The organism is Nocardia sp. alder85J (assembly GCF_020176955.2).
In the GTDB taxonomy this organism is placed as follows: Bacteria; Actinomycetota; Actinomycetes; order Mycobacteriales; family Mycobacteriaceae; genus Nocardia.
Map to the genome: position 1 here is coordinate 339,225 of NZ_JAIUCZ020000002.1, position 26,783 is coordinate 366,007.

Annotated in this window: 18 protein-coding genes; 12 read left to right on the plus strand and 6 right to left on the minus strand. The window is 70.0% G+C overall.

Annotated features, from left to right (window positions below):
- Nucleotides 1-295 precede the first annotated feature (295 nt).
- The 5 genes from LBW94_RS07790 (at nt 296) to LBW94_RS07810 (ending at nt 6,806) form a co-directional block, all read left to right on the plus strand.
- Entirely contained in the window at nt 296-1,789 is a 1,494-nt protein-coding gene (locus LBW94_RS07790; RefSeq protein WP_225055204.1) for a nitrate/nitrite transporter, read from the plus strand.
- A 44-nt stretch (nt 1,790-1,833) separates the two neighbouring features.
- Complete coding sequence (gene nirB / locus LBW94_RS07795; RefSeq protein WP_225055206.1) at nt 1,834-4,419, plus strand: nitrite reductase large subunit NirB; 2,586 nt, start codon at nt 1,834-1,836, stop codon at nt 4,417-4,419.
- 67 nt (nt 4,420-4,486) lie between these two features.
- Entirely contained in the window at nt 4,487-4,888 is a 402-nt protein-coding gene (gene nirD / locus LBW94_RS07800) for a nitrite reductase small subunit NirD (protein ID WP_225055208.1), read from the plus strand.
- The gene (locus tag LBW94_RS07805) at nt 4,885-6,090 is read left to right on the plus strand and encodes a uroporphyrinogen-III synthase (RefSeq protein ID WP_225055210.1); all 1,206 of its coding nucleotides are present in this window, start codon (nt 4,885-4,887) and stop codon (nt 6,088-6,090) included. The genes nirD and LBW94_RS07805 overlap by 4 nt, the downstream gene beginning before the upstream one ends.
- The gene (locus LBW94_RS07810) at nt 6,087-6,806 is read left to right on the plus strand and encodes a sirohydrochlorin chelatase (protein WP_225055212.1); all 720 of its coding nucleotides are present in this window, start codon (nt 6,087-6,089) and stop codon (nt 6,804-6,806) included. The genes LBW94_RS07805 and LBW94_RS07810 overlap by 4 nt, the downstream gene beginning before the upstream one ends.
- An 863-nt stretch (nt 6,807-7,669) precedes the next feature.
- Here the strand turns inward: LBW94_RS07810 and LBW94_RS07815 are convergent.
- A complete protein-coding gene (locus LBW94_RS07815; protein ID WP_266270236.1) occupies nt 7,670-7,873 on the minus strand; it encodes a hypothetical protein in 204 nt (67 codons plus the stop codon).
- Nucleotides 7,874-7,887: 14 nt separating this feature from the next.
- Here LBW94_RS07815 and LBW94_RS07820 point away from each other — a divergent pair, with 14 nt between their 5' ends.
- The 5 genes from LBW94_RS07820 (at nt 7,888) to LBW94_RS07840 (ending at nt 15,445) form a co-directional block, all read left to right on the plus strand.
- Nucleotides 7,888-8,457 (plus strand): hypothetical protein, encoded by a 570-nt coding sequence (locus tag LBW94_RS07820; protein WP_225055214.1) that lies wholly within the window; start codon nt 7,888-7,890, stop codon nt 8,455-8,457.
- Nucleotides 8,458-8,523: 66 nt separating this feature from the next.
- Entirely contained in the window at nt 8,524-8,973 is a 450-nt protein-coding gene (locus LBW94_RS07825; protein WP_225055215.1) for a VOC family protein, read from the plus strand.
- Nucleotides 8,974-9,448: 475 nt separating this feature from the next.
- A complete protein-coding gene (locus LBW94_RS07830; RefSeq protein WP_225055217.1) occupies nt 9,449-13,585 on the plus strand; it encodes a non-ribosomal peptide synthetase in 4,137 nt (1,378 codons plus the stop codon).
- The gene (locus LBW94_RS07835) at nt 13,582-14,304 is read left to right on the plus strand and encodes a DUF6875 domain-containing protein (protein WP_225055219.1); all 723 of its coding nucleotides are present in this window, start codon (nt 13,582-13,584) and stop codon (nt 14,302-14,304) included. Before LBW94_RS07830 ends, LBW94_RS07835 begins: the two co-directional genes overlap by 4 nt.
- A 40-nt stretch (nt 14,305-14,344) precedes the next feature.
- Nucleotides 14,345-15,445: an alpha/beta hydrolase gene (locus LBW94_RS07840; RefSeq protein WP_225055220.1), complete on the plus strand. Its 1,101-nt coding sequence runs from the start codon at nt 14,345-14,347 to the stop codon at nt 15,443-15,445.
- 79 nt (nt 15,446-15,524) lie between these two features.
- Here the strand turns inward: LBW94_RS07840 and LBW94_RS07845 are convergent, their stop codons facing one another.
- Complete coding sequence (locus LBW94_RS07845; protein ID WP_225055222.1) at nt 15,525-17,228, minus strand: metallophosphoesterase; 1,704 nt, start codon at nt 17,226-17,228, stop codon at nt 15,525-15,527.
- A gap of 134 nt (nt 17,229-17,362) precedes the next feature.
- Here LBW94_RS07845 and LBW94_RS07850 point away from each other — a divergent pair, with 134 nt between their 5' ends.
- Nucleotides 17,363-17,698 carry a TfoX/Sxy family protein gene (locus LBW94_RS07850; RefSeq protein ID WP_225055223.1) on the plus strand — a complete coding sequence of 112 codons (336 nt, stop codon included), beginning with the start codon at nt 17,363-17,365 and terminating at the stop codon, nt 17,696-17,698.
- Between the two features lie 138 nt (nt 17,699-17,836).
- Nucleotides 17,837-19,486, plus strand: a complete 1,650-nt coding sequence (locus LBW94_RS07855) for a class I adenylate-forming enzyme family protein (protein ID WP_225055225.1) — start codon at nt 17,837-17,839, stop codon at nt 19,484-19,486.
- A gap of 58 nt (nt 19,487-19,544) precedes the next feature.
- On the opposite strand, the gene narI is transcribed toward LBW94_RS07855, so the two are convergent.
- From narI to LBW94_RS07875, 4 genes are all read right to left on the minus strand, one after another.
- Nucleotides 19,545-20,282: a respiratory nitrate reductase subunit gamma gene (gene narI, locus LBW94_RS07860; protein ID WP_225055227.1), complete on the minus strand. Its 738-nt coding sequence runs from the start codon at nt 20,280-20,282 to the stop codon at nt 19,545-19,547.
- Nucleotides 20,279-20,959, minus strand: a complete 681-nt coding sequence (gene narJ / locus LBW94_RS07865; protein WP_225055228.1) for a nitrate reductase molybdenum cofactor assembly chaperone — start codon at nt 20,957-20,959, stop codon at nt 20,279-20,281. The genes narI and narJ overlap by 4 nt, the downstream gene beginning before the upstream one ends.
- Before the next feature lie 244 nt (nt 20,960-21,203).
- Nucleotides 21,204-22,976 (minus strand): nitrate reductase subunit beta, encoded by a 1,773-nt coding sequence (gene narH / locus LBW94_RS07870; RefSeq protein ID WP_225055607.1) that lies wholly within the window; start codon nt 22,974-22,976, stop codon nt 21,204-21,206.
- 10 nt (nt 22,977-22,986) lie between these two features.
- The gene (locus LBW94_RS07875) at nt 22,987-26,664 is read right to left on the minus strand and encodes a nitrate reductase subunit alpha (RefSeq protein WP_225055609.1); all 3,678 of its coding nucleotides are present in this window, start codon (nt 26,662-26,664) and stop codon (nt 22,987-22,989) included.
- Nucleotides 26,665-26,783: the final 119 nt, after the last annotated feature.

Sequence of the window (26,783 nt, forward strand, 5' to 3'; positions counted from 1 at the left end):
CGGAGGGCTCAGCGCCGGACTTGCCGAGCGGTGAGGCCGGGGGCAATATGGCAGTCGAGCGCCATCGAATGTGGGCGAGAACACAGGAATTCGCGCACCTCACCGATCCGCCGTGGCACTGTCGGCATTTCCTGACGCACGGAAACGTCGGTGTCACACAGGCGAAACAATGGCCGCTCCCTCACCGGCGCCCCCGAATCCGGGTGAGCAACCGTTGACTCACCGGTGATTTCGCGCAGCATCGCGGCAATACCCGTTTCCTACCGTGGGGCAACCGGATTTCAGGAGGCCCGAGTTGTCCACGCTGCCACGCAATCACGACATAGACCATTGGGACGCCGAGGATGTCGAAGCCTGGGAGGCGGGCGGTGAGGCCATCGCGCGCCGCAACCTGATCTGGTCGGTGTTCGCCGAGCACATCGGGTTCTCGGTGTGGTCCGTCTGGTCGGTGATGGTGCTGTTCATGCCCACCGACGTGTTCCACATCGATCCGGCCGGCAAATTCTTCCTCGGCGCGATTCCGACCCTGGTCGGCGGTGTGCTGCGAGTTCCCTACACCGTGGCCACCGCGAAGTTCGGCGGCCGCAACTGGACCATCTTCAGCGCGCTGGCGCTGCTGATCCCGACGCTGCTGACGCTGTATTTCATCAACCAGCCGCACACCTCGTACACGACCTTCCTGATCGTGGCGGCCTTCGCCGGGCTCGGCGGCGGCAATTTCGCCTCCTCGATGGCCAATATCAACGTGTTCTACCCGCAGCGGCGCAAGGGCTGGGCGCTGGGCATGAACGCCGGCGGCGGCAACATCGGCGTGCCGGCGATCCAGCTGATCGGCCTGGCCGTCATCGCCGCGATGGGCAGCGCCTACGGGCACGCCTCGGTGGTCTGCCTGGTGTATCTGGTGCTGATCGTGCTGGCGGCGGTCGGCGCCGCGCTGAACATGAACAACGTGCGCAATCAGAAGGCCGATTACCGCTTCATGCTGACCGCGCTGAAGGTGCCGCAGTCGTGGGCCATCGCCTTCCTCTACATCGGCACCTTCGGTTCGTTCATCGGTTACGGGTTCGCCTTCGGCCAGGTGCTCCAGATCGGTTTCATCGCCGGTGGCGCGAAGGTGCCCGCGGCCGCGCTGCACGCCGCGCAGATCGCGTTCATCGGGCCGCTGCTCGGTTCGCTGTCGCGGCCGTACGGCGGCAAGTGGGCCGACCGCATCGGTGGCAGCAAGGTCACGCTGTACACCTTCCTCGCGATGACCGTGTCCGCGATCGTGGTCGCGTCGGCCAGCGCCGTCGCCGACGGGCACAAGCACGCGCCCAAGGGCGGCGTGATGGTGGCCCTGGTGATCGGCTTCATCGCGTTGTTCGTGGTGTCGGGGATCGGCAACGGCGCGGTCACCAAGATCATCCCGTCCGTGTTCGAGGCGAAATCGCACAGCCTGCAACTGGATCCGGCCGCCCGCGCGGCCTGGTCGCAGAACACCTCCGGCGCCCTGATCGGTGTCGTCGGCGCGATCGGTGCGCTCGGCGGCGTGGGCATCAACCTGGTGCTGCGCTCCTCGTACTCCGCGACCAAGTCGGCCACCACGGCGTTCTGGGTGTTCACCGCGTTCTACCTGCTCTGCGCGGTGGTCTGCTGGGCGGTGTTCCTGCGCCGGCCCAGCGGCCGCGCCACGGCCCTCGAGGTCGTCGAGGTTCCCGTCCCGGGCACGGTGGTCAGCGCCGCCGAGACGCTGGTGCTGGAGGCCGAATCCCGCAGCGGCGCAACGGCTGTGCCGGACACCGCGCACTGACCGAGAGCCGACCCGATCCACTTTCGACCCACAGAGGACAGAGCATGAACGCCACAGTGGAACCCGGCCGCCGCAGGACCGTGGTCGTCGCCGGTCACGGCATGGTCGGCCACCGGTTCGTGGAGGCGCTGCGCGCTCGCGACGCGGACGGCCACTGGCAGGTGGTGGTCCTCGGCGAGGAGTCGTACGCCGCCTACGACCGGGTCGGACTGTCGTCCTACGTGGGCAGCTGGGATGCCGGGCAGCTGGCCCTGCCCGGCAACGAGTACGCCGGTGACGATCTGGTGGATCTACGGGTGGGGGTGCGGGCCGACAGCGTCGACCCCGCCGCCCGCAAGGTCACCACCTCCACCGGCGACATCGTCGGCTACGACGCCCTGGTGCTGGCCACCGGTTCGTACCCGTTCGTGCCGCCGGTGCCGGGCCACGATCTGCCGGGCTGCTTCGTGTACCGGACCATCGACGATCTCGACGGTATCCGGGCCGCCGCACAGGCCGCCGGGCCCGGCGCGGTCGGCGTGGTCGTCGGCGGCGGGCTGCTCGGGCTGGAGGCCGCCAACGCGCTGCGGCTGCTCGGGCTGACCCCGCACGTCGTCGAGTACAACACCCGGCTGATGCCGGCCCAGGTCGACGAGGGCGGCGGCGCCATCCTCGCGGGGCTGGTGCGCGATCTCGGCCTGCACATCCACACCGGCGTCGGCACCTCGTCCGTCGAGGCGGTGGAAGACGGTGCGGGACTTCGGATCACGCTCTCGGACGAGACGGTGATCGACGCCGCGCTGCTGGTCTTCTCGGCGGGCGTCCGGCCGCGCGACCAACTCGCCCGCGACGCGGGTCTGGAGGTCGGCCCGCGAGGTGGCGTGATCACCGATCTCGGCATGCGGACCTCCGATCCGCACATCTGGGCCGTCGGCGAGGTGGCCGCGGTCGAGGGCAGCTGCTACGGCCTGGTGGCCCCGGGCTATTCGACCGCGGAGGTCGCCGCGGACCGATTGCTCGGCGGCAGTGGCGAATTCCCGGGTGCCGACATGTCGACCAAGCTGAAGCTGCTCGGCGTCGACGTGGCCAGCTTCGGCGACGCGCACGGCGTCACCGCGGGCGCGCTGTCGGTGGTGCTGCACGACGCGGCCCGCGGCACCTACGCCAAACTCGTTGTCTCCGACGATGCCAAGACCCTGCTCGGCGGCATCCTGGTCGGTGACGCGTCGGCCTACGCGGCGCTGCGGCCGCTGGTGGGCAGCGAACTGCCCGCCGAACCGGCGGCGCTGATCTCACCGGCCGGGGCCGAACTCGGCGCCGACGCGCTGCCCGACGAGGCGCAGATCTGCTCCTGCAACAACGTGAGCAAGGGCGCCATCGTCGGCGCGATCCACGACGGCGCCTGCGACGTGCCGGCGATCAAGAGCTGCACCAAGGCCGGAACCTCCTGCGGTGGTTGCGTTCCCATGCTGAAGAAGCTGCTGGAACAGTCCGGCGTGGCGATGTCGAAGGCGCTGTGCGAGCACTTCGACCAGTCACGGCAGGAGCTGTTCCACATCGTGGCGAGCACCGGCATCCGCACCTTCTCGCAGCTGATCGGCCGGCACGGCCGCGGCATGGGCTGCGATATCTGCAAGCCGGCGGTGGCCTCGATCCTCGCCTCCACCTCCAGCGAGCACATCCTGGACGGTGAGCAGGCGGCGTTGCAGGACACCAACGACCACTTCCTGGCCAACATGCAGAAGAACGGCACCTATTCGGTGGTGCCGCGGATGCCCGGCGGTGAGGTCACCGCCGATCAGCTCATCGAGATCGGCAGCATCGCCAAGGATTTCGGGCTGTACGTGAAGGTGACCGGCGGCCAGCGCATCGACCTGTTCGGCGCGCGGGTGGAGCAGCTGCCGCTGATCTGGCAGCGGCTCGTCGACGCCGGCATGGAGTCCGGGCACGCCTACGGCAAGGCGCTGCGCACGGTGAAGAGCTGCGTCGGCTCCACCTGGTGCCGCTACGGCCAGCAGGATTCCGTCGGCATGGCGGTGCTGCTGGAGAAGCGGTACCGCGGGCTGCGCTCGCCGCACAAGCTGAAGCTGGCCGTCTCCGGCTGCGCCCGCGAATGCGCCGAGGCCCGCGGCAAGGATGTCGGCGTCATCGCCACCGAGCACGGCTGGAACCTGTACGTCGGCGGCAACGGCGGCCTGACCCCCAGGCACGCGGTGCTGCTGGCCGGTGATCTCGACGACGAGACGCTGATCCGGTACATCGACCGCTACCTGATGTTCTACATCCGCACCGCCGATCGCTTGCAGCGCACCGCGCCGTGGCAGGAGGCGCTGGAGGGCGGACTGGAGTATCTGAAGGCGGTGGTCTGCGAGGACTCGCTCGGCATCGCCGCGGAGCTGGAGGCGGCGATGGACCGGCATGTCGCCGGTTACCGGGACGAGTGGGCGGCGGTGCTCGACGATCCCGCGAAACTGTCGCGGTTCGTGTCCTTCGTGAACGCTCCCGACGAGCCCGACCCGACCATCGCGTTCGACGACAGCGGGGAGCGCAAGGTGCCCGTCCTACTCGATATGCCTGGATTGTCCGGAAGTGCCGGAGCCGGTGAGACTCGGGTCACATCCGACCCGGCTGGGGCCATGCAGGGGAAATAGGCGCGTAATCGCCTGGAAACAGCGCGCCGGTACCAACTAGGTAAGGGCGTTCGGAGGAGAGTTACCGATGACCGTGATCGATACGACCGTGCCCGCGCCGGTCACCACCACCGGCTGGACCCGAGCCTGCCGGCTCGACTATCTGATTCCCGGCCGCGGTGTGGCGGTGTTGCTGAAAGGCGGCCGGCAGGCCGCCCTGTTCCTACTGCCGGACGGTTCGCTGTACGCCGTCGGTAATATCGACCCGTTCGGCCGGGCCGCGGTGATCTCGCGCGGCATCGTCGGCGACCGCGGTGGGGTGCCTATCGTGGCATCGCCGCTGCTGAAGCAGGCGTTCTCGCTGCTGGACGGGCGCTGCCTGGACGACGAGGCGGTCGCGCTGCCGGTGCATGCGGTGCAGGTGGCCGACGGGGTCGTCACTGTTTCGAACGAGGCGATCGAGCCGGAGAGCCAGGCAGAACGACCATGACCGACGAACTGGACGGCTTCACCATCGGCGTGACCGCCGCGCGTCGCGCCGATGAACTGGCCACCCTGTTGTCCCGCCGGGGTGCGGCCATCCTCGCCGCCCCGGCGATCCGGATCATCCCGCTGGCCGACGACACCGAGCTGGAACGGGTGACCCGGCAACTGGTCGCCGATCCGCCGCAGGTGGCGGTCGCCACCACCGGCATCGGGTTCCGCGGCTGGATGGAGGCCGCGGAGGGCTGGGGCCTGGCCGAGAATCTGCGCAGCACGCTGGGCTCCACCCGCCTGCTCGCGCGCGGGCCGAAGGCCAAGGGCGCCATCCGCGCCGCGGAACTGCGTGAGGAGTGGTCGCCGGCCTCGGAGTCCTCGGCCGAGGTGCTCGACCATCTGCTCGGCGAGGGCGTCGAGGGTGTGCGCATCGCGGTCCAATTGCACGGCGCCACCACCGAATGGGAACCGGTGCCCGACTTCTGCGAGGTATTGCGCTGCGCTGGAGCGGATGTCGTGCCGGTGCCGGTGTATCGCTGGGTGCCGCCGGAGGATCGGCAGCCGATGGACCGGATGATCGAGGCGATCGTCACCTTCGGGCTGGACTGCGTGACGTTCACCAGCGCCCCGGCGGTGGCCTCGTTGCTGATGCGCGCCAAGGAAACCGGGCTGCTGGACGCCGTCGTGCACGCCTTCCGCACCCGGGTGCTGCCCGCCTGCGTCGGCCCGATCACCGCGGCGCCGCTGGAGGAGCTCGGGGTCTCGACCACCGCCCCCGGCCGCGCCCGGCTGGGCGCGCTGGCCCGGCACGTCGCCGAGGAACTTCCTCGGCGCGCCAACCGGATTCACGCCGGCGGGCATGTGCTGAGCGTGCGCGGCGGCTGCGTGGTGGTGGACGGCACTGTCCGGCAGCTGGCCCCCGCGCCGATGGCCCTGATGCGGTCGCTGGCCCGGCAGCCCGGCCGGGTGGTGTCACGCGCGGACCTGCTGTCCGCCCTGCCCGGCGGCGGTGACGACACCCACGCGGTGGAGACCGGCATCGCCCGCCTGCGCGCCGGCCTCGGTTCGCCGAAAGCCATTCAGACCGTGGTGAAACGGGGCTACCGCCTGGCCCTGGATCCGGCCGAGTGCGGCGAGGACAGCCCGCGCCCGCCGGTGGGATACGGGCCGTCGCTGCGTCCCGACCGGCTCGCGCCCGTCGCGGGGGTCTGGTGAACACACCCGCCCTGGTCCTGGTCGCGCACGGCACCAGGAGCACCCGGGGCGTGGAGATGATCGCCGACCTCGCCGCGGCCGTCGATCGTGAACTGGGTTGCCCGGGCGGCCCGGCACCGCTGGTGCGCACCGCCTTCGTCGACGTCCTCGGCCCGTCCCCGGCGGAAGTGCTGCGCGATCTGGGTTCGGTTCCGGCCGTGCTGGTTCCGGCCTTTCTCGCCTCCGGCTACCACGTCTACCGGGACGTGCCGCGCGAGGTGGCCGACAGCGGGCATCCGGCCGTGGTGGTCACCCCGGCGATGGGCCCCGACCTCGCGCTGGCGCGGGTGCTGCGGGCCCGATTGCGCACGGCCGGTTGGCGGCCCGGCGACGAGGTGGTGCTGGCCGCCGCCGGTTCCTCGGATGCCCGTGCGCGACACGACGTCCGGCGCGCGGCGGCGATGCTCGGCGACCTGCTGCACACCACCGTGCCGGTCGCCACCATCGCCACCGGCGGCCCGCGAGTCCCCGAAGTCGTTGCCGGACTTCGTGAATCGACCGGCAAACGAATCTTCGTCGCGTCCTACCTGCTCGCCGACGGCCTGTTCCAGCAGCGTCTGCGCACCGCAGGAGCCGACGGCGTCGCCGAACCCGTCGGGACCCACCCCGCCGTCGTCCGCCTGCTCTGCGACCGGTTCCACACCGCCGCTCGCATGCTGCTCGACGCCGCCGCCTGAGCGCGGTGAATCCGAAGCCGCGCAGGCCATCCGGCTGATCGGCCGTGACACGGTGCGCTGCCGATCGGCCGGGCTCCGGGGCTGCGGATCGCACACTGCCCGACCGCGTCCTCGATGCCGTGCGGGATCTTTCGACCTGGTGAGAGCATCCTGCACCCGCAAGGACGGCAAGATCGTGGTGATCCGGTGTCCCGTTGTCGTGAGCTGCTCGCCACAGCGGATGCGAGGGCCGCGAGAAGGTGGCGGCTCGTTGCAGTGTCAACGGGATCGGCGCTGATCCGCAGCACGTTGCGCTGTCATCGAGCCTGGGCTCGCGCACGGATCGCCGGGGGAAGACACCGCGCACGGATCTCGCGTCATATTTCGGTCTCATCCGGGATCGCGGCCGCACGACCTGAGTATGCTGGAAGGTTGCCGAATCTTCGGCGTCGCTCGTTGCTGGTCCTGATATTCAGATGTATACCGAAGGGGTGTCGACATGAGATCAAAGCTGTGTACTTGCCTGTTTCTCGTTGCGGCCGCCGGTGGGCTGGTCGCCGGGCCGGTAGCCGGGCCGGTCCTCGCCCAGGTGCCCGTGCATCAGCAGTCGCAACTGTCCTGGCACGGGGGCGGGGACTGTGATTACTGGAACGGTTGCGGTCCGCACTGGGGCGGTCACTATCACTGGTGCTGACAACATCGACATCCGGTGAGATCGACCGCCACGTCGGTGTCGGCGCGGCCCGGCTCCGGGAGCCCGCCCGGTTTCACCATGGATGAATACCGACCGGACATCGTCGGCTCTCGGGCCACGATCCCGTGCGCCGGGCGGTCCGTGCGGAGTTGTGTGGCGGTGCGGGCCGAGGGATGCTGCCGGCATCATCTCAGCGCCGGGCCTCGATCTTCAGGTCGCCGAAGGTGACCGCGCGGGTCATGGCCCGGTCGAGGAATTCGTGCGGGAAGCCGAGTTCGACGGCGCTCGCGGCGTCGAGACGGGCCAGGTGACCGGCCTCGAACTCGACCTCCAGCGCGCCGAGATCGTCCTCCAGTTGAGCAGCGGTGCGCGCGCCGATGATCGGCGCCGTCACCGCGGGATTCTGGAGTGTCCAGGCCGGCGCGACCTGGGCGGGGCTGTGTCCACCTCGCGCACCACGCGCCGCCGGAGCTGGTCCGGCTGCTCGCGGAGCTGTCGCCGTTGCCGGCGCTGGTGCGCAACCACCGCAACGACATCCTGGCCTGGAATCCGGAGATGGCCCGGGTCATCGTGGATTACGGCGAGCTGCCGCCGCGTCAGCGCAACGGTATCTGGCTGTTCCTGTTCCATCCGGAACTGCGCGATCGCTACGCCGATCGCGACGAGCGGCTGCGCGAGTGCATCGCGGATCTGCGGGCCACCTGGGCGGCCCATCCCGACGATGGCGAACTGTCCGATCGGATCGACGAATTCGTCTCCGGCAGTGTCGAATTCGCGGACATGTGGGCCGAGCGCGATGTCCGGCTGCACGGTAGCGGGGCGAAGACCATCGTGCATCCCGAGGTGGGCCGATTCACCGTCGCCTTCGAGTCGCTGGTGCCGGTGCAGCATCCGGACCATTATGTGGTCATCTATCGGGCCGCCGACGCGGCGAGCCGCAGCGCCCTGGACATGTTGTGCGGTGACGCGGGCCGATGAATCCCGGCAGCCGGGGCCGTCGGTAGTTTCGACCGACTTCCCCCACATCCGCGAGGAGAGCAGCACATGACCAGCGTCATCACCTTTCTCTGGTTCGACGCCGGCGCCGAGGAGGCCGCCGAGTTCTACACCGCGCTGATCCCGGATTCGCGGATCACCGAGGTCAGCCGCAATCCGGACGGGTCGGCGTTCGTGGTGTCGCTGGAGCTGGCGGGGCACACCGTCGCCTTGCTCAACGGCGGGCCCACGTACGCGCTCTCCGAGGCGGCCTCGTTGCAGGTGATCGTCGAGGACCAGGGCGAGGTGGACCGGCTGTGGGACGCGCTGACCGCCGACGGCGGCAAGCCCGGCCCCTGCGGCTGGCTGATCGACCGTTACGGCCTGTCCTGGCAGATCGTCCCGGCGGAGCTGCCCGCGCTGCTGAGCGGCGACCGGGCCGCCGCAGTCGGCGCCGCGATGCGCACCATGTCAAAGCTCGATATCGAGGGTCTGCGCGCTGCCCGCGACGGTGAATGACGCGCTGCCGGTGTCACCGTGAATCCGGCACGCCCGGAGTCGCGGGCGTGGTCGCGGGAACCACCGGCATCCGCCGCGGGGTCGCCGGACGGGTCCGGGTGCCGCCGCCGGACCCGCGGTGGCGGCCGCCCGGTCGTGAATATCGTTGTCGACCTTGATGTTTCGATGCGGATGGCGGCGGCGGTCCGCGGGTACGCCGCCGCTGCCGGACGCCTGGCCGGGGCTCGGTGCGGCGCCCGCGGCCGTCCGGGACAGGGCCACGGCCGGGCGATTTGCGTGCCCGGTCCGAAGTTTGGCAACAAATCAGCTATAGAATCGGCGGCGCTTGCCTGCTGGTGTTCTGCGGTTCCGGACGGGAAGAACCTGGGCTGAGTGCTCGTTTCGTGGGCGCGTCGCCGAAAGCCCGCCGCTACATCGTGTATGCCGTTCATTTGCTGGATATGTACTTGTAGGTGTTCTCCGCATGCGAGGAGGCATGGTGACGGGAGCTGACGACGCGCCGCAGGGCGCACCGGGTGCACGGGTCTCCACAGCGGTTGTCGCCACGGAGCGCGAGGTCGGCGCCGGGCCGCGCGACAGCGGGGCGGGGGTGACGGTCACCCTCGCCGATCGGATGCCGTGCGTCAACGGTGCGAAGCCGGTGACGGGCGGGCCCGCCGCCGGCGGCGGCGCCGAGTATCCGCTGTCGGTCGCGCAATTGCGGTGGTGGGTGGCCCAGCAGCTGTATCCGGACGTCCCGAACACGATCGCCATGTATCTCGACATGGTCGGCCGGATGGACGTGGATCTGCTGCGGCACTGCGCCGCCCAGGCGGCCTGGGAACTCCAGTCCCCGCACGTGCGCTTCCGGCTGGTCGACGGGCAGCCGCGGCAGTACCTGGACCCGAACGCGTTCGACGTGCCGCGGGTCGAGGACGTCAGCGAGCGGCCCGATCCCGTCGCGGCCGCCGCGGAGATCATGGAGCGCGACTATCGGCTGCCGCTGGATCTGCTGCGCGATCGGCTGTCGCTGGCCACCCTGTTCCGGGTCGGCCCGGACCACCATCTGCTGTACCTGCGCAGCCATCACATCGTGCTCGACGGGGTCGGGACGGTCGCGGTGCTGCGCCGCACCAGCGAGTTGTACGCCGTGACGGTCGATCCGGCCTCCTTCGGTGACGAGGACGCCGCGCGGGCGCTGACCGCGATGCGCACCGGCGAGCATCGGGCCAAGTGGCGCACCGGGATCACCGCGACCGCGCGGCCGATGACGGTGCCGGAGATGCTCGACGACGAACGGGCCTACCGGGACTCGTCGCGGTCGCGCACCGACAGCGAGTACTGGCACGAGCAGTTGTCCGGTGGCGGTGAGGTGGTCGGGCTGGCCGGCCGCCGCGCCGCGCCGATGCCGCGTCCGCACCGGATCGAGGCGACCCTGCCGGAGGCGACGGCGCTGCGCCTGGAGGCCGCGCAGGAGCGCAGCGGGGCCAGCTTCCCGGAGCTGACCGTCGCCGCCTTCGCCTGCTACCTCGCCGCCATGAGCGGTAACGAGGACGTGGTGCTGTCGCTGCCGGTGGCCGCGCGCGCGTCGGCGGCGCTGCGCCGTTCGGCGGGTTCGGTGTCCAACGTGGTTCCGTTGCGGCTGTGCGCAATTCGCACCGGCACCGTCGCGGGCGCGGTGGAACAGGTGCGGACCCGGGTGATCGGCGCGCTGCGGCATCAGCGCTATCGCTACGAGGACATGCTCTACGACCGCGGCGATCAGCAAGTGGTGCGCGGCGGATTCGGCCCGGTGCTCAACGCGCTCGGCATGATCGAGCAGCTGCAACTGGGCGCGATGACCGCGCAGGCCCGGCTGATGTCGCTGGGCATGGTGGAAGACCTGCTGATCAACGGATTCCAGCTGGGACCGGATGCCCGCGCCGCCAGCATCGACATGCAGGGCAATCCGGCGCTGTACTCGGCGGAGACGCTGGCCTGGCACCACCGTACCTTCCTGGAGTACTTCCACCGCTTCCTCGGCGCCGAACCGGATCGGGTGGTGCACACCCTCGATCCGGCGCCTGCCCCGGTCGCCGCCGGTCGTCCCCGCGCCGACGAGCGCCGCCTGCTGCCGGATCTGTTGTGCGCCAACGCCGGCTCGGACGCGGTCGCGCTGTCCGACGGCGACCGCAGCTGGACCTACCGGGAACTCGATCAGCAGTCCGCGCGCTGGGCGCGGGAGCTGATCGACCACGGGGCCGGCCCGGGAACCGTGGTGACCCTGGCGATTCCGCGCTCCGCCGAATCGGTGCTGGCACTGCTGGCGGTGTCCCGCACCGGCGCCGCCTTCGCCCCCGTCGATCCCGCCGACCCGGCCCGGTTCCTGGCCGGTGTCGTCGCGGATTCCGGTGCGCGCCTGGGTCTCACGACCCGCGCGATGCTGCGCGGGCTGCCGCCGGAACCGGCCTGGCTGGTCGTCGACGATCCGGAGCTGACCGCGCGGGTGGCGCGGCGATCCGGCGATCCGGTCACCGATCGCGATCGGATCCGGCCGCTGCACCCCGATCACACCGCCTACCTGATCTACACCTCCGGTACCACCGGGCGGCCGAAGGGCGTGATCGTGGGCCACCGCGGTCTGGGCGCACTCACCGATCACATCGTCGACCGCTACCGCGTCGACGGCTTCTCCCGGGTGCTGCACGCGCACGCCCCCTCCTTCGACGCCCATCTGCTGGAGTTGCTGGCCGCCTTCGCCTCCGGCGCGCATCTGGTGGTGGAGCCGCCCGCGGTGGTGGCCGGCGCCGACCTGCGGCGGCTGCTCGACGCCGAGCGGATCACCCACTTCCTCACCACCCCGGCAGTACTCGCGACGCTGTCGCCCGAGGACGTGCCCGGGCTGCGGGTGGCGGTGGTGGGTGGTGAGGCCTGCCCGGCCGAGCTGATCCGGAAGTGGGCGCCCGCGCTGCGCTTGTTCAACGGCTACGGCCCGACCGAAACCACGGTCATGGCAACTCAATCGGAGCCGCTGATCGCTGACGAGCCGGCCCCGATCGGTGCCGCTCTGCCGGGAGTGCGTGCGGTGGTGCTGAATTCGCGGCTGGAGCAGGTGCCGCCCGGCGGGCGCGGTGAACTGTACCTGGGCGGTCCCGGTGTCGCGCACGGCTATCTGGGCCGCCCGGCGACCACCGCCGAGCGCTTCGTGGCCGACCCGTTCGGCAGCGGCGAACGTCTCTATCGCACCGGCGATCTCGTGCTGGCGCCGGCGGCGGCGGGATTCACCTTCCTGGGTCGCGCCGACGATCAGCTGACCCTGCGCGGCCGCCGGGTGGAGCCCGGTGAGGTGGAGGCCGCGCTGACCGCGCTGCCGGGCGTCGGCCGCGCGGTGGTGACCGTCGACAGCGGCCACGGCAGCGCCCGGCTGGTCGGCTACGTGGTGCCGGCCGAGCCCGGAACCGTCTTGGACACCGCGGATCTGGTGCAGCGCCTGCGTGATCTGCTGCCCGCCGCACTGGTGCCGACCCAGTTGGTGGCGCTGGATCGGCTGCCGGTCACCGCGCACGGCAAGGTGGATCGGGCCGCGCTGCCCGCGCCCGCGGTGGTGCTGCGGCCCTATCGCGCCCCGGAGACCGAGTTGCAGCGCCTGGTGGCCGAGCAGTTCGCGGCGGTCACCGGCGCCGCCCGGGTCGGCCTGGACGACGACTTCTTCGATCTGGGCGGCGATTCGCTGCTGGGCGTGGAACTTTCGGCCGAACTGGTGGCCGCTACCGGCAAGGCGGTGACGGTTCGCTGGCTGTACACCGCGCCCACGGTGGCGGCGCTGGCGGAGCGGATCGCCACCGACGACGGCACGGCCGCCGACGACGCGCTGGGCGTGGTCCTCACCCTGCGCCCCGGGGGGACCCGGCCGCCGCTGTTCTGTGTGCACTCCGCGGTGCCGCTGGCCTGGTGCTACACCGGCCTCGCGCGCTACATCAGCGATCGCCCGGTCTACGGATTGCAGGCGCTGACGCTGGCAGGTGAGCCGCGCAGCGACACCACCATCGACGATCTCGCCGAAGGGTATGTGACCGAGATCCTCCGGGTGCAGCCGGAGGGGCCGTACCACCTGCTGGGCTGGTCGCTGGGCGGGCAGATCGCGCACGCGATCGCGGTCCGGTTGCGGCGGCTGGGTCATCCGGTGCGGGTGCTGGCGATGCTGGACAGCATCGTGTTCCCCGACGGCATGCCGCCGCCACCGGTCCCGCGGATGCGCGATCTGCTCACCCACCTGCTCGGCGACGAACCCGAGGACGCCGACGCGCTGGCGGATCTGACCGCCGAGCAGGCGGCCGAGGTGCTGGCCACCGGCGCGTCCCTGGGTTCCGGTCTCAGCGCCGATCAGCTGACCCGGCTGCATCGCGGCTATGTGGACGGCGTGCGGCTGTCGCACGGCTACCGGCCCGGAACCTTCGACGGCGACCTGCTGTACTTCTCGGCGACCCGCGGGCAGACCGAATCGCTGGATGCCGGGCTGTGGCGGCCGTACGTCACCGGCCGGTTGATCGAGCACCCGGTCGACGCGACCCACGCCCAGCTCACCAACTCCGATGTGGTCACCGTCATCGGACCGCTGCTGGCCGCGCATCTGGAAGCCGAGGGCGCGCGATGACCACCATGGCGTCGCCGGCGGCGCGGGTCGGGCCCGGCAGCGGAACCTGCTGGTGGAACGTCTACGACGATCTCGAGCGGTGGGACCGGCTGGACCCGGCGGCCGGTCGGCTCACCCGCTGGGTGGACGACCATCTGGTGCGGCCGCATCCGGAGCTCGGCCGCGACGGCGCGGTGTGCCCGTTCGTCCGCTACAGCAGCACCCGCCGATTGTTCTGGGCCGGAATGGTTCCCGGCGGTGACACGCTCACCGTGCCGGAGATCGACGCGGTCGTCGACGAGGCCATCGGCATCTATCGCGGGTTGCGCGGTGAACATCCCTCCGATGTCCGCAGTCTCACGCTCATCACCATGTTCCCCGGGCTGACCCGCACCGACCGGATCGACGAGGTGCATCGGGCCCGGAAGCCGGAGGTGGTGGCGAAGGGCTGGATGCTGGGCCAGTTCTATCCCGGTTGTGCCGTGCCGGGCCTGTGGAACCACGAATTCCACCCGCTGGACGCGCCGGTGCCGATGTTGGTGCTGCGCAAGATGATGAGCACCGACTTCCCGTTCCTGGTGGGGCGCACGGACTGGCTGTATTCGTATTTCACCGCGCTGGCGCCGGATCTGCCGAAGAAGCTGCGCTGGGCAGTTGCCAAGAGATTGCGAATCGAGGGTCCGGCGGTCGAGGACATCACCTCGCTGCGGGTGCACCTGCCGGAGGAACACGCCCGCTGAGTGTCCGAATATTCCGTCTCACTGGTGGAATACTGCCGTCATGCAACCGCTCCTACGCTACTTCGTCGCAGCGTCCGCGGCATTTGCTGCAATTCTGCCCGCAGTCGCATACGCCGAACCCGAGGCCCCGGCGGCGCCGGATACGTACGTCGCCTCCGACGCGCCCGAACCGGCCGAGCGACCGGCCGCCGCGGAACCCGCAGAGCGGCCCGCCGCGGAACCGGCCGAGCGGCCCGCCGTGGATGCCGGCGGGTCGGCGATCCTGTCCGTGCGGCCGATCGGCGGTCGCGAACTGGACGTCGTCGTGCACTCGGCGGCCATGAATCGCGACATCTCGCTGTGGATGTCGCATCCGGACGGTCCCGCCCCGGCGCTGTACCTGCTCAACGCGGTCGACGGGGGCGAGGACGGCGGGCCCTGGATGAAGCGCACCGACGTGGCCGCGTTCTTCGCCGACAAGCCGGTCAACGTCATCGTGCCGATGGGCGGCCGGGCCAGCTACTACACCGACTGGGTGGCCGACGATCCGGTGCTCGGCCGCAACAAGTGGGAGACCTTCCTCAGCCGCGAGCTGCCGCCGCTGCTCAACGAGCGCTTCGCCATGACCGGCCGCAATGCCGTTGCGGGAGCGTCGATGTCGGGAACCTCGGCGCTGGATCTGGCGATCGACTCACCCGGGCTGTACCAGGCGGTCGGCTCCTACAGCGGCTGCCCGCGGGTCAGCGATCCGGTCGCCCGCGTCTACATCCACTCGCAGCTGGCGCCCTACGGCGCCAACGCCGACAACATGTGGGGCGGCCTCGCCGATCCGAACTGGTCCGCGCACGATCCGGTGCTGAACGCGGAGCGGTTGCGCGGCACCGCGCTGTACATCTCCACCGGCAACGGCAATCTGGGCGAGCACGAGCGGCTGGAGGATCCGTCCATCAACGGCAACACCTCCGCGCTGGTGGACCGGATCGCGGTGGGCGGCAGCATGGAGACCTTCATCGACAACTGCAACGGGGCGCTGCTGGGCCGGTTGGGTTCGCTGCACATTCCGGCGACGGTGGTGCACCGCAACGGAACTCACGCCTGGGCGTACTGGCAGGACGATCTGCACAACTCCTGGAACCTCTTCGCCCCGGCGCTCGGGGTCTGATCCGGAACCCGGAAACGGTTGCCCGGCGAGGCCGGTCCGCATCGGACGCGGACCGGCCTCGCCGTCTCGGCGGACCGGCTCAGGCGTGCACCTGGCGGCGGTAGGTGACCTTGTCGAACTCGCGGCCGTACTCGTCCACGGCCACCACGTCCATCTCGCTGGCGAAGAAGCCGGGGCGGACGTCGACGCGGATGAACGAGTAGTTGCGGAAGCGCACCCGCGACCAGCCGATGGCCTCGTCCTGCTTCTTGCCGTCGGGACCCCAGACGTAGCTGTTCGGCACGCCGGTGTCGGCGACCTCGTGCCCACGGTAGGTCTCCTGGGATCCGGGCTGGAATCCGTAGCGCGGCCGGCCGCCGGCGCCGACGGTGTAGTACACCGTGCCGTCGGTGGCCCCGTACACGATCGAGTTGTCGCCCGCGGCCTTGGTGGGCTGCCCGGCGCGGATCGGATCGGTGCGCTCGAAGACGTGATTGTGGCCCTGCAACACCAGATCCACCTGGTACTTGTCGAACAGCGCGCACCACGCGTCGCGCACGCCGCCGTCGCTGGCGTGCGAATCGGTGGTGGAGTAGGCGCAGTGGTGGAAGAAACAGACGATGAAGTCGATGTTCGGATCCGCGCGGTGGGCCGCGAGAGTCCGCTCCACCCAACCGGTCTGGGCGCCGCCGGAGTATCCGGTGTTGGACTTGATCTCGTAGGAGACGTCGTTGGCGTCCAGCGACAGCACCGCCACGTTGCCGTAGGTGAACGAGTACACCGAGGGGCAGCCCGCCGGGCCGGAGGCCGGGAGATCCAGGCGCGCGGCGTGTCCGTCGTAGCCGTGGTTGCCGTACGCGGCCTCCATGTCGTGGTTGCCGGTGGCGAACATCCACGGCGTCACCGAGCTGCTGGGCTCGATGGAGTTGAGGTAGACGTCCCACACGAACGGGTTGTACTTGTCGAAGCCGTCGGCGGGATTGGCGCCGTGCGGAGCGAACTGTGGCTTCTTGCCCGCCCCGGACGGGTCGGCGTAGGCGATGTCACCGGCGAGGATGTGGAAATCGGACTTGCTGGCGGTGATCTGGCGCAGCACGTTGGCGGTGTGCGGCACCGCCGGGTCGTTGTCGTCCTTGTAATAGGCGTCGTCGTAGTCGCCGGGCGCCAGACCGCCGGGCTGCCCCGGAGTGTCGTCGGTGCCCTGGTCGCCCAGCATGGTGAAGCGGAAGGGCAGCACGGCATCCCGTGCGCTCGCCATCGCCGGTGCGGCCGAACGGATGTCACCCACGAAGCCGTCGGCGGTGCGCCAGCGGTAGAAGTGCGGGACGCGGCCGGGCAGGCCGTCCACCGGCGCGTGCACGTAGAACTGCTCGGCGCCGAGTACGCCGCCGTCGGTGGTGGGGATATGGGTCACCAGGTTGCGCACCTCGGCCTCGACCGAACCGCCGAGCGCCGGAGTCGGGCCGTGCTCCAGGAACACCTTGGTACCGCCCGGATTACGCGACAGCTGCGCGCCGAAGCGGAGCTGGCTGGCGGCGTCGGCGCCGTAGCCGACGTGCCGGCCGCCGACGAGCAGCTGGCCGTCGTCGGCGTAGGCGCGCTTGCCGAACGGGGTGACGCCGAGCGCGGCGACCGCCGCGGCCGCCGCGGAGCCGCGCAGGAAGTTGCGGCGCGACACCGACCTGCGACGCAGGTACCCCCGGTGCCATTCGTGCTGTTCGGCCATGGTCATACGGGTGGCGAGGGCGGAGGGAATCCCGGTATCGGGGATCTCACCGGCGGAGGTCAAGCGATCTGACGGCATGAATCTGGATGCTGGTCGACCGGAATCCGCGAGGCAAATCCGGAACCGAGAACATTGGGTGAATAGTCGGCGCGACGGCCGCTCACCGGGTCGTGCGCGCCGAAAATGTCGGTGCCCACCGCGACAATGGCGGCATGGCTTACGACGAGGAACTGGCCGACCGGATCCGCGATCTGCTCGGTCCCGCGCTGCCGGATGTGGTCGAGCAGAAGATGTTCGGCGGCTTGGCCTTTCTGGTCGGCGGCCATATGGCGGTGGCCGCCAGCGGGCGCGGCGGCCTGCTGGCCCGGGTCGACCCGAAGGACGCCGATCGGCTCATCGACGGCGAGCTGGTGGTGCCCATGGTGATGGGCGGCCGGCCGCGGTCCGGCTGGCTGCACGTGGGCACCGAGCTGATCGCCACCGACGAGGTGCTGGACCAGTGGGTGCAGCGCAGCCTCCGTTTCGTGCGGGCGCTGCCGCCGAAGTGACCGGCGGTCCGGCCCGGCCACGCCGGGGCCGACGAGCGGTGGCACTGTCCACTGTTCGGCATTGTCCAGATGTGACGGGCGCCGCACGCGCGATGATCGAGGAAGGCACACCACCGTCGACACAGTGAGGGGCAGGGCATGACGAATGCCGTCGATCCGCGGGAGTTCGTGGCGCAGATCCGGGCACGGCTGTCCGAACCGGGCGCACCGTTCGAGACCGCGGTGGAAGACGTGCTGGGCGTGCCCACGCCGGTGCTGGTGCGCCGCCGGCGCTCGCTCCAGGAGCTGCTCGATCAGGCGGTCGTGTGGGGTGATCGGGACTATCTGGTCACCGCCGACAGCCGGATGTCCTTCGCGCAGTACGAGGCCGCCGTGGCCGCGCTGGCCCGCGCCCTCGCGCAGCGCCACGGGGTCGGGAAGGGCGACCGCGTCGGCATTCTCGCGGCCAACACCCCCGAATGGATCGTGACCTTCGGCGCCGCCCAGGCGCTCGGCGCCGTCGCGGTCGGCTACAACGCCTGGTGGGCGGTGCAGGAGATCGCCTACGGGCTCGGGCACACCACGCCGAAGGTGGTCGTCGCCGACGCGAAACGGGCGGTGGCGCTGGCCGAGGCCGGGGCCGCGGTGCCGGTGCTCACGATGGAAACGGATCTGCCGCAGCTGATCGTCGATCATCCCGGGCCGCGGCCGCGCACCCCGGTCGCCGAGGACGATCCGGCGGTGATCCTCTACACCAGCGGCACCACCGGCCGCCCCAAGGGCGTGGTGGCCACCCAGCGCAACCTGCTGGCCATCGCGGACTACCACCGCTTCATGGACGCCATCCTGGCCGGCGTGGCCGGGCAGCCGTTCATCGAACCCAGCGACAAGCGATACCTGCTCACCTCGCCGCTGTTCCACATCGCCAGCCTGCACAACCTCGCCATCCCGCGCCTGGCCACCGGTGCGGCGGTCGTGATCCATTCCGGCGGTTTCGATGTCGACCGGGTGCTGTGCCTGGTGCAGCGCGAGCGGGTCACCCATTGGGGGGCGGTGCCGACGATGGCGCACCGGATGTTGCAGCACGACCTGTCCCGGTACGACCTGTCCTCGCTGGCCGGATTCTCGCTGAACACCGCGCCGTCGTCGGCCTCGTTCCATCGGCGGCTACGGGAACGGCTGCCGGTGGCGCAGGTGGCGCTGGCGGTGAGTTACGGCCTCACCGAGGCGGGTTCGGCGGCCACCGTGGCCACCGCCATGGATCTGGCCGAGCATCCGGATACCGTGGGGCGCGCGGTGTTCGGCGCCGAGGTCGAGATCCGCGACGCCGAGGGACGGCCCGTGCCGGACGGGCAGGAGGGCGAGATCTGCGTCCGCGGCGCCTACGTGATGCTCGGCTACTGGCAGGACGAGGTCGCCACCGCCGCCGCGATCGACGGCGAACGCTGGCTCCGCACCGGCGATTTCGGCCACCTCGAGAACGGCTGCCTGTTCATGGCCGGGCGGCGCAGCGATCTGATCCTGCGCGGTGGCGAGAACGTCTACCCGGCCGAGATCGAGGGCGTGCTCGACGACCATCCGGCGGTCGTGGAATCGGCGGTGATCGGCGTGCCCGACGAGGATCTGGGCCAACTGGTCGCCGCGGTGGCGGTGGTCGACGATCCGGCCGCCGTCGACGAGGCGAGCCTGCGGGATTTCGCGGCGTCCCGGCTGGCCTATTTCAAGGTGCCGGCTCGCTGGCTGATCACCGACAAACCGTTGCCGCGCAACGCGACCGGCAAGGTGCTTCGTCGTGAGATCACGATCTGAGGACCTCCGTGCCCCGTCGGCGGTCCGGTATTCCGGCCGCCGGGCCGGGAGCCGGGATTCAGCGTGTCGGCGGGGTCACCGGCGCCCGCCAGGCGCGGGCGTAGCGGCGCTGATCGGCGGCGTCGGATTCCTTGCTGCGGTAGACGATGTAGGGCCGGACCAGATAGCCCACCGGCGCGCTGAACATGTGCACCAGCCGGGTGTAGGGCCAGAATCCGATGAGCGCCAGCACGATCAGGCCGTGTGCCTGGAACGTCCACGGCGTGCCGACCATCGACTCCGGATGCGGATGCGGGGTGAACAGGCTGCGGAACCAGGGTGACACCGTCTCGCGGTAGTTGTAGGCGCCCCACAGCAGATTGCTGCCCACCGTATTGAGCAGGCCGGTGACCAGCGCGCCGGCGAGCAGCACGTACATCACCTTGTCGTTGGTGGTGGTCGCCATCCGGACCGCGGGCACGGTGATCCTCCGGTACAGCAGGATCGCGATCCCGGCGATCACCGCCACTCCCGCCACCGAGCCGGCCGAGACCGCCACCACGTGATAGAGGTGCTCGGAGACGCCGATCGCGTCCGTCCACGACTGCGGGACGAGGACACCCAGCACATGTCCGCCGATCACCCCGAGCATCCCGAAGTGGAACAGCGGGCTGCCCAGCCGCAGCAGCCGGGATTCGTAGATCTGCGACGACCGGGTGGTCCAGCCGAACTGGTCGGTGCGATACCGCCACAGATGGCCCAGCACGAACGAGGTGAAGGCGACATAGGGCAGTGTCAGCCACACGGCGGCGGTCATCGGCGACCCTCCCCGGCGGCGAACATCGCGGGATCCATCGCGAACGGCTCCAGCCCGACCTCCTCCTCCGGCGGACCGGCCGCGGCGAGTTCGGCGATGCGGCGGCGATCGGCCGTGGTCAGCGGGGGCAGCGTCGCCACCACCGCGGCCAGCGCGGCGGCATAAGGAGATCCGCTGTCGGACAACGACAGTCGCAGCAGTTCGATGACCGGCAGGTGCTCGCCGAGCAGCCGTTCGCCGCCGATCGGATCGACGGTGGCGGCGAATTCCAGCAGCACCGGCAGATGGTCGGGCAATTCACTGTCGTCCAGTTCGGCCCCGGCGTGCCGGTAGGCGTGCTTGAACCGCAGCAGCGCCAGACCGCGCTTGCGGGTGTCGCCGTAGGCGTAGTAGGTGAGGTGCAGACTGGCGCGGCGGCGCAGGTCGAACGTCTCGACGTACTGCTGGGCCAGCACGATCGGATCGGTGTCGCGCAGATGCGTGAGGAGCGTCATCAGGTTCGCGCGCACCGCTTCGGGGAGTTCCGCTGCGGCGGTGCACAATTCGTCCAGCATGGCGAGCAATCCGGCGGCCGGGTAGTCCAGCAGCAGCGCCGCGAGGCGCCACGTCAGCCACCGATCGCGCTCGGGCATGGGGACCGCCGGGACAGGGCGGCGGCGCAGGGTCAGCAGGGCCACGGCCGGAACACCTTTCGTGCGATGGTCGGATACTGTTCTGACCGGATATGAGCTGGGCCGCAACGGATTTCCTGGCGCCTCTCGATCGCGGCACCGCGCTGCTGCGGCTGCGCTGCCCGGCCCGAATCGGCCGGTCGCCCTTCGGCGGCCGGGTATCGACCCAGCGGAGCGGCGGCCGGTCGGTCTCGGTGGGTTGTCGTGTCGCGGACTCGGCCGGGGCCGATGTGCGTATGGTGGTGCCGCATCATCGGGTGGCGCCCGTCGGTTCCGGTGCGTTGTCGTCCGAGTCGCGGGCGGCGGCATCGGTCGAGCGGTCGGCGTGCGTGCCGTTGCCGGAGCCGTTGTGGCCGTGCGGGATCGTGCCGTTGCCGTTGCCGTTGCCGTTGCCGTTGCCGTTGCCGTTGGCGCCGGAGCCGTTGGCGCCGTTGCCGTTGCGGGCGGGTAGCAGGCCCTCGGATCTGGTCCCGTCCCAGTCGAGCAGGTTGATGCGCCGCGACTTCTGTTCGGGGGCAGCGCCGTTGGTGTCGGTCAGGTGGAACTTCTCCGCCATCACGTCGAAGGCGGTCATGCCGGGGCCGCCGTCGCCGTCCAGACTGCATCCGGTGGCCAGCGAATCCAGTTCGTGGGCACGGGAGGTCGCGCCGCTGGGGATCACGTAGCGGTGCTCGTACTTGGCGATGGCCAGCAGCCGGTACATGGATTCGATCTCCTCCGGTTCCAGCCGCACCGCCGCCGGAATCGACAGGTCGGGCTCCTGGCCGAGATTGATCGAGCGCATGAACGACCGCATCGCCGCCAGTCGTTGCAGGGCCGCGCGGACCGGCCCGACCTCACCGGCGGTGAACAGTTCGGCCAGATATTCGACCGGGATGCGCAGTGCGTCGATGGCGCCGAACAGATTTCCGGCTTGCTCGCCGTCGTGCCCGGTCTGCGACAGCACGTCCACCACCGGTGACAGCGGCGGCACGTACCAGACCATCGGCATGGTCCGATATTCCGGATGCAGCGGCAGCGCGATCTGGTAGTCCACGATCAGCCGGTACACCGGCGACTCCTGTGCCGCCGCAATCCATTCCGGGGAGATGCCCGCCGCCTCGGCCGCCGCCACCACCCGCGGATCGTGCGGGTTGAGGAAGACGCCGAGCTGCGACGGATACAACTGCGCCGGATCGGTCACCGAGGCGGCCTCCAGCACCGCGTCGGCGTCGTAGAGCATGACCCCGATGTAACGCAGCCGCCCGACGCAGGTCTCCGAGCACACCGTCGGAATGCCGACCTCCACCCGCGGGTAGCAGAAGGTGCACTTCTCCGCCTTGCCGGTCTTGTGGTTGAAATACACCTTCTTGTACGGACATGCGGTGATGCACTGCCGCCAGCCGCGGCAGCGGTCCTGATCCACCAGCACGATGCCGTCCTCGGTGCGCTTGTAGATCGCGCCGGACGGGCAGGCCGCCGCACAGGCCGGATTGAGGCAGTGCTCGCAGATCCGCGGCAGGTAGAACATGAAGGTCTGTTCGAATTCCAGCTTCACCTGCTCGGACAGCTTCGCCAGCAACGGATCCCGGCCCACCTGGTCCGGGCCGGAGCCGAGATCGTCGTCCCAGTTGGCGCCCCAGGTGACCTTCGTATCCCGGCCGGTGATCAGCGATTTCGGCCGTGCCACCGGGGTGGTGTCCATCGCCGGGGCATCGAGCAGAGTGCCGTAGTCGTAGCTCCACGGGTCGTAGTAGTCCGACACCGTGGGCAGATCCGGATTGGCGAAGATGTTCAGCAGCCGCTTCAGCCGCGACCCGGACTTCAGCGTGAGCCGGCCCCGCCGATCCAGCGTCCAGCCGCCCTTCCATCGCTGCTGATCCTGATACTGCCGCGGATACCCTTGTCCGGGGCGGGTTTCCACATTGTTGAACCAGACGTACTCGGTGCCGCCGCGGTTGGTCCACGCCTGCTTGCAGGTGACGCTGCACGTATGGCAGCCGATGCACTTGTCCAGGTTCATCACCATGGCGAGCTGGGCCATCACCCGCATGTCAGTACTCCACTTCCTGGCTGCGCCGCCGGATCGTGGTGACCTCGTCACGCTGATTTCCGGTGGGGCCGTGATAGTTCAGCGCGAACGACTGCTGCGCGTAGCCGCCGACCAGATGGGTCGGCTTGATCATGATGCGAGTCAGCGCGTTGTGGATGCCGCCGCGTTTGCCGCGCGCCGCGCCGGCGGTGGCCGTGCCCTCGATCCGCGGCACGTCGACGGCCCGGTCCTGTGCGTGGTACATGAACACCGTGCCCTCGGGCATCCGGTGGCTGACGATCGCGCGCGCCACCACGATGCCGTTGCGGTTGGTCGCCTCGATCCAATCGTTGTCGGCCACACCGATCTTGGCGGCGTCGCGCTCCGACATCCAGATCGCCTGCCCGCCGCGCGACAGCGTCAGCATGTGCAGGTTGTCCTGATACGCCGAATGGATCGACCATTTCGAGTGCGGGGTCAGATATCTGACGGTGACCCCGTCCGCGCCGACCGCGCCGATCCCCGGCTCCCGGAACAGCGCCGTCATGTCCAGCGGCGGCCGGAAGATCGGCAGTTGCTCACCGAGTTCGATCATCCAGTCGTGATCGAGATAGAAGTGCTGGCGGCCGGTGAGGGTGTGCCACGGCTTGAGCCGCTCGGTGTTGATGGTGAACGGCGAGTACCGCCGGCCGCCGGTCTCGGAGCCGGACCATTCCGGGGAGGTGATCACGGGGACCGGCCGGGCCTGGGTGTCGGCGAACGTGATGCGCTTGCCCGCGTGTTCCTCGGCCAGATCGGCCAATTCGGTGCCGGTGCGCCGTTCCAGCGCCTGGAAGCCCGCCACGGCGAGCCGGCCGTTGGTGGTGCCGGACAGCGCGAGGATGGTCTCCGCCGCGTGCACATCCTTGGCCAGTGACGGCCGCCCCCGGCCCGCGCCGGTGAGCGCGGTCCCGTTGACGCCCTTCAGATATTCCACCTCGGCCTCGGGAAAGGTGGTGACGCCCTTGGTGGTGAGCCCGAGCGTGTCCACCAGCGGCCCGAGCGCGGCCATCCGCTCCGCCAGCGCCGGGTAATCCCGTTCCACCACCACCAGTTTCGGCATGGTGACCCCCGGAATCGGTGCGCACTCACCGGCTTTCCAGTCCCGCACGCGGCCGCCGGCCTGGGCCAGGGCATCGGGGGTGTCGTGCAGCAGCGGCACCGCGACCAGGTCCTTGCGCACCCCGAGATGTTTCTCGGCCAGCCAGGAGAATCCGCGCGCGATCCGGTGGAACGCCTCGAAATCGGTCTTGGCCTCCCACGGCGGCGAGATGGCGGGGGAGAAGGCGTGCACGAACGGATGCATGTCGGTGGAGGACAGATCGTGCTTCTCGTACCAGGTGGCCGCCGGGAGCACGATATCGGAGAACAGCGTGGTCGAGGTCATCCGGAAGTCCAGCGACAACAGCAGATCCAGCTTCCCGGTGGCGGCCTGCTCCCGCCACACCAGTTCCTGCGGCCGCACCCCGGCGGCGTCGGTGGTCTGGAGGTTGGAGTCCGCGCCCAGCAGATGCCGGTGGAAGTACTCGTTGCCCTTGCCGGAGGAGCCGAGCAGGTTCGCCCGCCAGACCGTCAGGCAGCGTGGAAAGTTCTCCGGCGCATCGGGATCCTCGCAGGCGAACCGCAGCGACCCGGATGTCAGCCCGTCGATGACGTACTCCTGCGGCGAGCGGCCCGCGGCCTCGGCGTCGTCCACCAGATCCAGCGGATTGCGGTCGAAGGTGGGGTAACTCGGCATCCAGCCCAGCCGGGAGGCCAGCGCGATGTTGTCGGCGGCGGTGCGCCCGGCGAATCGGCCCGAACCCAGGGGGGAGGCGAACGCCTCGGCGGTGAACGGGTCGTAGCGCCACTGATCGTTGGCCAGATACCAGAACACCGTGCCCTGCATCTGCCGCGGCGGCCGCTGCCAGTCCAGCCCGAAAGCCAGTGTCGCCCAGCCGGTCACCGGCCGGCACTTCTCCTGTCCGACGTAGTGTGCCCAGCCGCCGCCGTTGACGCCCTGACAGCCGGTCAGCAGCGTGAGGGTGAAGAAGGCGCGATAGATCTGATCGGAGTGGAACCAGTGGTTGGTGCCCGCTCCCATCAGAATCATCGACCGGCCGCCGGAACGTTCGGCGTTGTCCGCGAATTCGCGCGCGATGCGCGCGGCCTGACTGGCGGGCACCCCGGTGACGGTCTCCTGCCAGGCCGGTGTGTACGGGGCGGTGGCGTCGTCGTAGCCGGTGGGCCAGTCGCCCGGCAGGCCGGGCCGGGCGACCCCGTACTGGGCCAGCAGCAGATCGAAGACGGTGGTCACCCGGCGGCCGCCGACCACGACAGTCGGCACCCCCCGGGTAGCGATCCGGGCCTCGCCGCCGTCGAATCGGGGAAACTGCACGGCCACAGCATCGTCGGTGTGGCCGTGCAGCGTCAGGCGGACGTCGATGTCCCCCAGGTCCAGATTCCAGCGGGCGGTGCCCGATCCGGTGAAGCGGTCACCGAGAGAACCGTTGGGCACCACCGGATTCCCGTCGCCGTCCAGCAGCACCGTGCGGAATTCGTCACCCTCGCCGGTGTGCCCGAGATCGGCGGCGGTGACGAATTTCCCCGGCCGCCAAACGCGGCCCTGATATTCCCCGTCCGCGTTCCAGCCGCCGTCGGCCTCGTCGAGCGCGATCAGGAACGGCAGATCCGTGTAGCGGGTGACGTAGTCGGTGAAGCGCGCGGTGCTCCGTTCGACGAAGAACTCCGTCAGGATCACGTGCCCCATCGACATCGCCAGGGCCGCATCGGTTCCCGGCCGCGCCGCCACCCATTCGTCGGCGAACTTGGTGTTGTCGGCGTAGTCGGGGGAGACCACGACCACCTTCTGCCCGCGATAGCGGGCCTCGGTCATGTAGTGCGCGTCCGGGGTCCGGGTCACCGGGACGTTCGAACCCCACATGATCAGATATCCGGCATCGAACCAGTCCGCCGATTCCGGCACGTCGGTCTGATCGCCGAACACCTGCGGCGAGGCCACCGGCAGATCCGCGTACCAGTCGTAGAACGACAGCATCGACCCGCCGAGCAGCGAGATGAACCGCGCGCCGACGGCATGCGACACCATCGACATCGCCGGGATCGGCGAGAAGCCCGCGATCCGGTCCGGCCCGTACCGCTTGATGGTGTGGACGTGCGCGGCCGCCGCGATCTCGGCCGCCTCCCACCACTCCGCCCGGACGAATCCGCCCTTGCCGCGCGCGGATTTGTAGCGCCGCGCCCGCTCCGGATCCTCGACGATGTCCGCCCACGCCGTCACCGGATCCTTGTGCCGCGCCTTCGCCTCGCGATACATCTCCAGCAGCACCCCGCGCACATACGGATACCGCACGCGCGCAGGCGAATACGTGTACCAGGAGAAGGACGCCCCGCGCGGGCAGCCGCGCGGCTCGTACTCCGGTTTGTCGGCGCCGACCGACGGATAGTCGGTCTGCTGCGACTCCCAGGTGATCACGCCGTCCTTGACGTAGATCTTCCACGAGCAGGACCCGGTGCAGTTCACTCCGTGGGTCGAGCGCACCACCTTGTCGTGGGACCACCGGTGCCGGTAGAACTCGTCGGCATCGCGACCACCGGTCCGATGCACGGTCCGCAGATCCGCCGACACCTCACCGCGGGTGAAGTACTTGCCCAGCCGCAGCAGGGTGTCCCCGGCCGGACCGGCGCTCCGCGCCGCCGCGGGAACGGGTGCCGAACCCTCTTCATGCGAATTAACCACGACACCCCCAACGAGCGAGAAAACGGGTAGTTGTCCCGACT